The organism is Frankia sp. Mgl5 (genome assembly GCF_023242985.1).
GTDB classification, from domain to species: Bacteria; Actinomycetota; Actinomycetes; order Frankiales; family Frankiaceae; genus Parafrankia; species Parafrankia soli.
Window position 1 is genome coordinate 1 of record NZ_JALKFY010000265.1, and the last position, 248, is coordinate 248.

Below are 248 nucleotides of genomic sequence, written 5' to 3' on the forward strand. Positions count from 1 at the left end.
GGACTCGAGGTGGCAATCGTGATCGGGGGAGGCAACATTTTTCGCGGTACGATGGCCTCTGCTTGGGGAATTGACAGGGTTGAGGCGGACAATATCGGTACGCTTGCTACTGTAATCAACAGCTTGATGCTGCGCGGAGTGCTCCGCTCCAAAACGGACAGAGAGGTACGGGTGATGACGTCCGTACCGATTAATTCGGTTGCCGAACCGTACATCCGGCTGCGCGCGATGCATCATCTCGATAACGG

At 56.0% G+C, this 248-nt stretch carries 1 pseudogene; it reads left to right on the forward strand.

The window, feature by feature from the left end:
• Positions 1 to 248: pseudogene (gene pyrH, locus MXD62_RS09290) on the forward strand (UMP kinase); the annotation flags it as partial.